This is a genomic window from uncultured Empedobacter sp., from assembly GCF_937930195.1.
GTDB classification, from domain to species: domain Bacteria; phylum Bacteroidota; class Bacteroidia; order Flavobacteriales; family Weeksellaceae; genus Empedobacter; species Empedobacter stercoris.
In genome coordinates, this window is the sequence record NZ_CALGVK010000104.1 from 17,402 (window position 1) to 27,148 (window position 9,747).

Sequence of the window (9,747 nt, forward strand, 5' to 3'; positions counted from 1 at the left end):
GCCTTTTTTGTGGTGATAATTTAAACAAATACCTTTGTAAAAAGTTTTAAAAAAATGAAAGTTATTCCACTATTTGAAGGAGTTTATCATGTAGATGAAAATAAGGAATTTCAATTTAAAAGTCAAGATATAATCGAGGGCAAACCAGAAAGTGGTTATTATTTAAACGTTCGTCCTTTTTTGGTTCAGGTTGCAGACGATAATATTTTGATTGATACAGGTTTTGGAGGAGAAATAGATTGCGAACCTATTGTACTTAGGAAGTTGCGCGAACATCATATTGAGCCCAATCAAATTACAAAAGTATTGATTTCACACCTGCATAAAGACCATGCAAATGGATTAGGAAATTGGGTTGGTGAACAATTTGTATGTAATTTTCCGAATGCTCTTATTTACATTCAACAACGTGAATATGATTACGCAATTTCTCAAACAAATAATTCGTATAATTACGAACGTTTAGAAAAACTAAAATCATTCAAGAACATTATTTGGATGAATGAAAATCAAGGTCAAATATCAAATCAAGTTGAATTTGAACTCACAGGTGGACATGTTCCTTTTCAACAAGTTTTCTGGATTAAAGAAAATGATGAAACTGTTTTTTATGGAGCTGATAATTTACCTCAATTAAATTATCTTAGATATCATGCAGCTTTCAAAAATGATATTGATGGTATAAAAGCAATGGAAGATCGTTTGCGTTGGGAAGTTGAAGCTAAGAAAAAACATTGGACGATTCTTTTCTATCATGGAAAACGGACAGCTACAAATAAATTTTAATAAAAAAGTCAGGTAAGTTACCTGACTTTATTAACTTATAGTTTTTCCTCACTATATTCTCCAATTAATGCATAATAGCCAAATAAAGCCATTCCAAAAACTATAATTGGAGTCAAAACAAAGAGTATAATAATTCCAAAAACCAAATCATCTTGAGAACCTGATGTTAATTTTGGAATTCCAAATTCCATAATACAAAAGTATGCCACAACGAGTGATAACGCGATCCATACAATTCCTAATATTTTTTTAAGTATTTCCATTTTGTATTTTTTTTTAATTCACATTTCTATCTTTGTTACTAATATAAATTGCTCCAATTATAAAACATACTGCAGCAATACCAATAGGATACCAAAGTCCTTCTAAATAAAATTGAGGATCACCATTGTTCTTTGCATTTGTAACTAAATACGTAGAAACTGCGGGTAATAAACCACCAAATATTCCATTTCCGACATGATAAGGCAACGACATTGATGTATAACGAATTTTGACTGGAAACATTTCTACTAAAAATGCTGCTATAGGTCCATATACCATTGTAATAAACACGATTTGTATCCAAATTAAACCAATTAATTTCCATTTATTACCGCTTGTAATATGCGTTGTTCTTTTTACAATTTCACTTACTTTACCATCTACAATCTTCGCTTGTCCATTTTCTAAATGACGTATAGTCACTTGTTTATACGTTGTGCCATCTGTAAACGACTGATTAAGAGTATAAATAGAATCCGTAACTTCGCCATTCACTTTCATTTCTGCTTCGTGCTTTGTATCTGCTACTATTTCTTGTTTATTTTCTAAATTAGAAGTTTGATACATTGATTCGTAAATTGGACGATACGAAAAGACAGCTAAAATCATCCCTATTAACATCACCCATTTTCGACCTACCTTATCACTTAACCAACCAAATACAACAAAAAAAGGAGTTCCAAATAACAATGCTATTCCTAACAATGAATCAACTTGATTTGAATCTACATTCATAACAGTTTTCATATAGCTCATCGAATAAAATTGTCCCGTATACCAAACAACACCTTGTCCCATTACCGCACCAAAAAGAGCTAATAGTACGAATTTCATATTATAGCGGTTACCAAATGATTCTTTCAAAGGATTTTTAGATGTCGTTCCTTCATCTTTTGCCTTTTTAAAAGCAGGAGACTCGTCCATATTTTTTCGGATTATATAAGAAACATATACCATAAAAATAGATAAAACAAATGGCACCCTCCATCCCCATAAATCAAACTGTTCTTCAGAAAGAACTGATTTAGTTAATAAAATAACCAATAGCGATACAAACAAACCAATTGTAGCAGTTGTCTGTATCCAAGAAGTCCAATAACCTCTTTGTCCATCTGGAGCATGTTCGGCTACATATGTCGCAGCACCACCATACTCACCACCTAAAGCCAAACCTTGTAATAAACGTAATATTAAAACCAATAATGGTGCAAGAAAACCTATTGTTTCATAAGAAGGTATACAACCAATCAAGAAAGTAGCACCTCCCATCAAAATTAGAGTTGCCATAAAGGTATATTTTCGACCAATTATATCTCCTAATCTACCAAAAAATAAGGCTCCAAATGGACGAACTACAAAACCAGCTGCAAATGTTGCAAGAGTAGAAAGAAAGGCTGCGGTAGGATTTTCTGCAGGGAAAAATTTTGTGGAAATAACAACTGCAAGACTTCCAAAAATAAAGAAATCATACCATTCGATCAAAGTTCCCATAGAGGAAGCTCCAATCACTTTCCAGATTGTTTTTTTACTTGTTGTTTCACTCATAAATTTTGTTTTTTTTTGTGTTAATTATAGTTATAGTGTTATTTTATAATAATATCATTGCTTGTAGTGTGATCATATCATCCATATGTTTTGGTTGATCGAAAGATTTTTGGTATTCAACTGATATTTTTGCATTCTGCCCATCGATGTACCAATTGCCACCAATTTTAAATTCATTTGCAGGTTTTACTAACCCTTTAAAATCTCGATATGAATACCCTACATAAGGTTGAATTCTATTGCGAAATTTCCCCTCTCCTTCTTTAATATTTTTAGGTAAAAGATAACCAACATGACCAGAGAATTGACTACCATCACCTACAACATTCCCCTGAACATAAGCATCTCCCATATCAGAATATTGATATTTTGTATAAGCAGTAATAGAAGAAGATTGTCCAATTGGCGCATCATAAAAAGCATCAACTGCAAGATGTGTAACATTTTCTCCTATCAAATTATCATGCTCTTTTTTTACAATTGCATTACTTTGATTAAAAAATCCTGCTCCAATATTAAACACTTTTTTTGTTCCTAAATAAGTTCCTACACGATAAGGTAATGCATTCGATTCTTGATCAAGAAATTGATAATCAAAATAACCTGAAACAGCATATTTCCCTTCACCAAGTAAAGCTTTACCTAAGTATTTTTCTTGTCCATTCTCTAAAATTGAATTCGAATTTCCATCCAACGTATTTGTAATTGCATCGCTTAATGCTAAACGGTAATTTAATTTTCCTACACGTCCTTTTGCAAAAACCCCTAAATGATTTGAAAATTGATCTGACAAACCAAGTGTAGCCCAATCTGCGCGATTATTATCTAACATTAACATATTAATAGATCCTTGAGCATTACCTCGAGAAATCCCTCCAAAATTATGTACTCCTGCCCCTAACGCTAAGTTATTTGTGACTTTATATTGTAAAAACATTTCGTGTAAAAAAAATGAAACATCAGAACTCTTTCCAACTGGAGAAAGATTATTGTCGTAAATTCCATTTGCACCAAAATGAGTTAAGATCATAAAACGATCATTAATTTGTGAATAAGCCAAGACACGAGCTCTTTTAATCGAAAATCCATCATTCGCATGTTTTCCTTCGTAATCCTGAAACCAAGTTTGTCCCCATAAAATAAAGCGAACATATTTGTTTCCTTCTGGATTCAGTTTAACCACTAAACCTCCATCATACTCCGAAGCATATTGCGCTTTTGTATGCGATAATCCAATGGTTAATAAAATGCTAATGGCCAAAATATTTTTCTTCATGATATAATAATTAGGTGTTAATTTTACAATAGTTATGATTAAATATTTTCAAAACACAAAACCTTAACTTTATCTAAAATAATATGTTGAAAAATAAAAATATCATATTTTTCAAAAAAATGAATGATTTTATTAATAGTGTAATTAAGACACTATTATTTTTTAGAAATCCTTAAAAAAAAATGATAAAAAAGTTTAAATTAATAATTAACGATCTTCATTTTCTTAAATTTTTTTAAAAAAGACGATAAAAATTTAAATGATTTTTATTTAATCAAGAAGCAAATAATTTCATTTTTATTAAAATCGAATCAAAAATTTATAAATTCTATCTAATTGCTACTATTATAATCAATTTGTAAATATTCAAATTCTCTACTTATATTTATAAAAAAACGAATGTTTATAAATCGATACCCTCAACGCATTGTTTGCTTAACAGAAGAAGGAACCGAAATTTTGTATACTATTAACGAACAACATCGTTTGGTGGGTATTAGCGGCTTTACTTATCGACCACCACAAGCACGAAAAGAAAAACCAAAAGTTTCAACTTTTTTAGATGCAAAATTTGAAGAAATTATTGAACTTAAGCCTGATTTAGTTATTGGATATTCAGATTTACAAGCAGATATTGCTGCTGAATTAATTCGAAGAGGAATTAATGTTTTAATTTTTAACCACCGAACAGTTGAAGAAATTTTAAATATGATTCTTCAATTTACTTCATTAATTGGTTGTCAAGACAAAGGAATAAAATTAGTTGAATCGTATGAAAAACGAATCGAAACAATAAAAAAACAAGCTTCTCTTCTTCCCTATCAACCAACTGTTTTCTTCGAAGAATGGGACGAGCCAATTATTTCTGGAAGTGCTTGGGTAAATGATTTGATAGAAATTGCTGGTGGAAAATTAGCTTTTCCTGAACTTAAAAATAAAGCATTAGCAAAAGATCGAATTTTATTGGATAAACAAGTGATTGAACGAAATCCTGAAATTATTATTGGGTCTTGGTGTGGTAAGATGTTTAAACCCGAAAAAGTAGAACAACGAATAGGTTTCGAAAAAATAAAAGCTGTGCAGAATAATCATTTATATGAAATAAAATCTGAGTTGATTTTGCAACCTGGTCCTGCTGCTTTAACAGATGGTTTGGACGAAATTGTACAGATAATTAACAATTATAAATAAAAAAATTCTGCTAAAGGCGTGATTTTAATTATTGCATTACATTAGAAAATCATCAAAATAGGAAAATAGACATATCACCACGTAGCACTAATTTTTCACAGAACTATAACTAATAAAGATTTTCAAACTTTTATTTATCGAACTGAAAATCACCTCACTTATCTTTACCAACAATCTAATTAAAATAGAAAAAGTAGCCCGATAAAGACTACTTTTTTTTGACAATTTTTTATTTATACCAACTACTATACATCAAATAATTATTTGCAATACGTTCAATTTCGCCTTCTTTTAATTCTTTCGGGACATCTTTTACTTTTTTTGCAGGAATTCCAGCCCATAACTCACCTTCTTTAACATGTGTACCTTTGGTTAAAATAGCTCCCGCTGCTATCAACGAATTAGACTCTACAATACAATCATCCATCACAATTGCTCCCATTCCAATCAAAACATTGTCATGAATAGTACATCCATGCACGATTGCATTATGTCCAATCGAAACATTATTCCCTATAATCGTCGGAGATTTTTGATACGTGGCATGTATCGTAGCGTTATCTTGAATATTCACTTTATTACCCATTTTTATAAAATGAACATCTCCACGTACCACAGCAGAAAACCAAATTGAGCAATCATCGCCCATTTCTACCTCACCTACAACCACTGCGTTATCCGCTAAAAAGCAGTTTTTACCGAACTTTGGTGCATGTCCATTTAATTCTTTAATTATTGCCATAACAAAATCTATAATTCTTATGATAAAGATACATTTTTATAGTGTATTTTTGTACTATTATGAGAGTATACGAAGAAATTACACCAAATAATAATGTGATGAAGTTTGTTTGTGACGAGACTTTAACACAAGGTGGCGTTGAATTCGATAAAGAATCTACAGCTACCGAATCTCCTTTAGCGCAAGTTTTATTGACTATACCATTTATTCAAAAAATATTTATCACTGCAAATTTTGTCGCGATAGAAAAAATAGATGCAGTTGATTGGGCTGATGTTACAGAAGATTTGAAAGAAATTATCAATGAACATTTAGAAGAAAACGCAATTTTAATGCCGATGAAAAAGGCTCCCATTTCTATTTATGCAGAAATGACGCCAAATCCTGCGGCAATGAAATTTGTTTCAAATTCTATGTTAGCTCCAGAAATCATCGAAATAAAATCGAAAGAAAAAGCTGCTGGAGTTCCTTTAGCTGTTGCGATTTACAAAGAATATCCTTTTGTAGAGGAAGTATTTATTGTTGATAATTATGTTTCTTTAACGAAAAACGAATCAGAAGATTGGTCGCTTTGGGCAATGGATGTTCGCTCGTTTATCACAAACTATTTACAAGCTGGAGGTCCTGTTTTTGATGAATTTTATGAATTCACAACAGAAGTACCAGATCATATTGTTGTAAAATCTGCTGAAGAATTTTCTTCTGTTGAACAACAAATCAAAGCTATTTTAGACGAATATGTTCAACCTGCTGTAGCAAATGACGGTGGTAATATCGAATTAATTGAGTTTGATGAAGAAACACGTACTGCTAAAATGTTGTTACAAGGCGCTTGTTCGGGCTGTCCTTCTTCTACAGCAACACTTAAAAATGGTATCGAAGGAATTTTAAAACAAATGATGCCTGACGTTGTGGATAACGTTGAAGCTGTAAACGGATAAAATTAAATATTTTTTAATCTGAAATCAATAAAGCCTTCTGATTAGAAGGCTTTATTGATTTTTCTAAAGTTTAATTAGAAAGCGCTTCATAATATTCTCTTTCTATTTGTTCTCTAAAATTTGGATGCGCAATTTCTACCATTGCTTTTACACGTTGTTTAATATTTTTTCCAAATAAATTTGCTACTCCATATTCTGTTACAACGTAGTTTACGTGAGCTCTTGTTGTTACTACTCCTGCTCCATGTTTCAGAAATGGAACAATTTTATTTGCTCCTTTAACTGTTGTTGATGTTAAGGCAATAATTGATTTCCCTCCTTTACTTAAAGAAGATCCATAAATAAAATCAACTTGCCCTCCTACACCAGAAAATATTTTTGTTCCGATTGAATCAGCACTTACTTGTCCAGTTACATCAACTTCGATAGCGGAATTAATCGAAACCATTCGGTTGTTCTGGCTAATTTTGATTGGATCATTTGTAAAAGATGCATCACGCATTTCTATTGCTGGGTTATCATCAATAAAATCATATAACAATTGAGAACCATGTACCAAAGTTGATACAATTTTCCCTTTCAACAATTTTTTATATTCACCTGTAATTACACCAGATTTTACTAAAGGAACAATTCCATCTGAAAATAACTCAGTATGAATTCCTAAACCTTTATGATTCTTCAAATTATTTAAAACTGCATTTGGAATAGAACCAATCCCTAATTGCAAACAACTTTTATCTTCAATCAATTCAGCAATATAACTTCCTATTCTGGCTTCTTCTGTCGTTATATTTCCGTTATCCAAAACATCTAATAATTGATGATGCTCTACTAAATGGGTGATTTTTGATATATGAATAATCCCATCACCAAATGTTCTTGGCATATGTTTATTCACTTGCGCAATAACCACACGAGATGTTTCTATGGCTGCTTTAATGTTCTCGACAGACGTTCCCAAAGAACAAAATCCGTGGGCATCAGGTTCAGAAATCTGAATCAGTACAACATCAATCGTAAGTTCCGTTTTAATCACTTTTGCCATTTCACTAAAAGAAATTGGCAAATAAGAACCATTCCCTTCTTTTATGGTGTGACGAACATTGGCTCCTAAAAAAAAAGAATTGACAAAAAAAGAATCTCTATAAGCAGGATTTGCATATTCTGCTGCACCTGTCGTATAAATATGACAAAACTCTACATCTCTCAATTCATGTGCCCTCTTCGATAATTCTGTCACCAAAATTGTTGGTGTAGCAGCTGCTGCATGAACGTAAACACGATCACCAGATTTTATTTCTTTCACTGCTTCTGTTGCAGAAGTATATTTCATAAGTAGATTTTTATTATAGTGCAAAAGTAAGCTCTTGTGAACTTTATAAAAAACGATTTTTTTCAGCAAAATCTAATCAAATTTTATACCTAATCATTCATTATTTAACAAAGCAGAAGGTTTATTGATTTATTCATCAAAAAAATCGATAGAACGACGATAATTATATAAAAATAAACGTCTGCGAGCTTCTAAATCATTAACTCGAATAGATGAGATATCATCAATCTGAAAATACAATGACCCCTCATCTGTTCCTTCAGAACCGATACATTTCAGCTCAAAATCATCTTCTGTTAAATTTCGGACAAAGCCTGAAAAACGACTATTGTTGTTAAATTGTAATCGCGAAACGTATTCTGTTTGATTACAAATTTCTCCTAAAATTTGATTCATCCAATTATCTTCGCTTGTTGCTGAAAATGTCACGGTATTTTCTTCATCCAAATCGGTATGATGCTCCTTCAAATAATTTAAACATTTACAATAATCATCGACATCAATTCGGCTAATTTTGAAATAAGGTTCAATTAAAATTCCATCTTTTTTACCGAACTTCGAAATATGTTGCATCGTAAAAAATTCATCATTAAAATCTAAAATATAACCTGCCCAAAAATTATCTCCTTCTGGATCATTGTATATGGCGATAATAGATTGATTTTCTTTCGAATTTTGTAAAATTTTATAAAAATTAGAGTTCATATTCTTTTGGTTAAAAACTGAAAATACGAATCTTTTGTACATAAAAAAAGGTTCTTGAGAATTCAAGAACCTTTTCATTATGATTAATTCGCCTTTCTTAAAATAACCGCCTCATAACTTAATGACTGCCAATCTCCTTTTTGCAACTGATCTAATTTCATTTTTTTATAGATATTTTCTTCACCCGCAACTGTCATCGTAAACTGCGTGCGATCTAAAATATTTTTTTCTGATAAAGAATAATTAATATCAAACTTCTTTTTTGTTGATTTTTCTACTATCGGTTTTAAATATTCGATTGCATTTTCTGGCGTTTTGAATTGTTCGTTAACAGGAAACTGAACTTCAAAATAACCTTCGTATGTAAAATCAGGTTCAGTAACAATCAAATTATAAGGATCTGCAAATAAAGCTGGACGTTGTTTTTGATATTCTTTTTCGTTTTTATATTGTCGCTTTTCTTCTTTATAAATTAACGGATACTTTTCTGCAAGAACTGCTAATTTATCTGCATCATAAGAATATGGAATTCCATCGTGAAAAGTGTTGTATAAAGCTGGATTCACTAACCATTGATCAACAATTTTTTTATCTTTCACCATGTAGATCATCAGCCCATTCTCTTGCGCTTGAAAAGTTGATGATTGATACCCGTATTCAAGAAGAGATTTTGCTAACTGAATTGCAGCTGAATTTTCTAACATAAAGTTAAATTTCTCATAGGCTTTGGATTCATCATTCAAAGGAGCCATTCCATAAACTTTAGTGGAAGCATCTACATTTTGATCATTAATCATTGATGTTACTTGAGCTGTTGCAACATTAGAAAGTGCAATTGTAGCTGTAAGCAAAATTTGTTTTATCATTATTGTTTTTCTTTTAATTATAAAAATGAGTTTCAAATTTATTGATAAATTTCGATAGTTATCTTACCCGATTGCGTAATACTTCCGCGATACAT

At 31.1% G+C, this 9,747-nt stretch carries 10 protein-coding genes; 3 read left to right on the forward strand and 7 right to left on the reverse strand.

Features of this window, described 5'->3' with window-relative positions:
- Positions 1-54: 54 nt before the first annotated feature.
- Positions 55-786 (forward strand): MBL fold metallo-hydrolase, encoded by a 732-nt coding sequence (locus Q0616_RS06655; RefSeq protein WP_260543558.1) that lies wholly within the window; start codon positions 55-57, stop codon positions 784-786.
- A gap of 35 nt (positions 787-821) precedes the next feature.
- On the opposite strand, the gene Q0616_RS06660 is transcribed toward Q0616_RS06655, so the two are convergent.
- Genes Q0616_RS06660 through Q0616_RS06670 form a run of 3 tightly spaced genes read right to left on the reverse strand, consistent with a single transcriptional unit; the run spans position 822 to position 3,871 of the window.
- Positions 822-1,049: a DUF6814 family protein gene (locus Q0616_RS06660; protein WP_171622290.1), complete on the reverse strand. Its 228-nt coding sequence runs from the start codon at positions 1,047-1,049 to the stop codon at positions 822-824.
- 13 nt (positions 1,050-1,062) lie between these two features.
- Entirely contained in the window at positions 1,063-2,595 is a 1,533-nt protein-coding gene (locus tag Q0616_RS06665; RefSeq protein ID WP_225539414.1) for an MFS transporter, read from the reverse strand.
- 43 nt (positions 2,596-2,638) lie between these two features.
- Positions 2,639-3,871 carry a hypothetical protein gene (locus Q0616_RS06670; protein ID WP_171622288.1) on the reverse strand — a complete coding sequence of 411 codons (1,233 nt, stop codon included), beginning with the start codon at positions 3,869-3,871 and terminating at the stop codon, positions 2,639-2,641.
- Positions 3,872-4,270: 399 nt separating this feature from the next.
- Between Q0616_RS06670 and Q0616_RS06675 the strand changes: the two genes are divergently transcribed.
- Positions 4,271-5,062: a cobalamin-binding protein gene (locus Q0616_RS06675; RefSeq protein WP_260543560.1), complete on the forward strand. Its 792-nt coding sequence runs from the start codon at positions 4,271-4,273 to the stop codon at positions 5,060-5,062.
- Positions 5,063-5,291: 229 nt separating this feature from the next.
- Here the strand turns inward: Q0616_RS06675 and Q0616_RS06680 are convergent, their stop codons facing one another.
- A complete protein-coding gene (locus Q0616_RS06680; RefSeq protein ID WP_260543561.1) occupies positions 5,292-5,804 on the reverse strand; it encodes a gamma carbonic anhydrase family protein in 513 nt (170 codons plus the stop codon).
- A 59-nt stretch (positions 5,805-5,863) separates the two neighbouring features.
- On the opposite strand from Q0616_RS06680, the gene Q0616_RS06685 reads away from it, so the two are divergent.
- Positions 5,864-6,745, forward strand: coding sequence for a NifU family protein (locus Q0616_RS06685; RefSeq protein ID WP_298775970.1), 882 nt, complete (start codon positions 5,864-5,866; stop codon positions 6,743-6,745).
- 70 nt (positions 6,746-6,815) lie between these two features.
- On the opposite strand, the gene Q0616_RS06690 is transcribed toward Q0616_RS06685, so the two are convergent.
- The 3 genes from Q0616_RS06690 to Q0616_RS06700 form a co-directional block, all read right to left on the reverse strand.
- A complete protein-coding gene (locus Q0616_RS06690) occupies positions 6,816-8,081 on the reverse strand; it encodes an acetyl-CoA hydrolase/transferase C-terminal domain-containing protein (RefSeq protein WP_298775972.1) in 1,266 nt (421 codons plus the stop codon).
- Between the two features lie 129 nt (positions 8,082-8,210).
- Positions 8,211-8,786 (reverse strand): hypothetical protein, encoded by a 576-nt coding sequence (locus Q0616_RS06695; RefSeq protein ID WP_225532371.1) that lies wholly within the window; start codon positions 8,784-8,786, stop codon positions 8,211-8,213.
- Positions 8,787-8,869: 83 nt separating this feature from the next.
- The gene (locus Q0616_RS06700) at positions 8,870-9,652 is read right to left on the reverse strand and encodes a hypothetical protein (RefSeq protein WP_286496820.1); all 783 of its coding nucleotides are present in this window, start codon (positions 9,650-9,652) and stop codon (positions 8,870-8,872) included.
- Between the last annotated feature and the right edge of the window lie 95 nt (positions 9,653-9,747).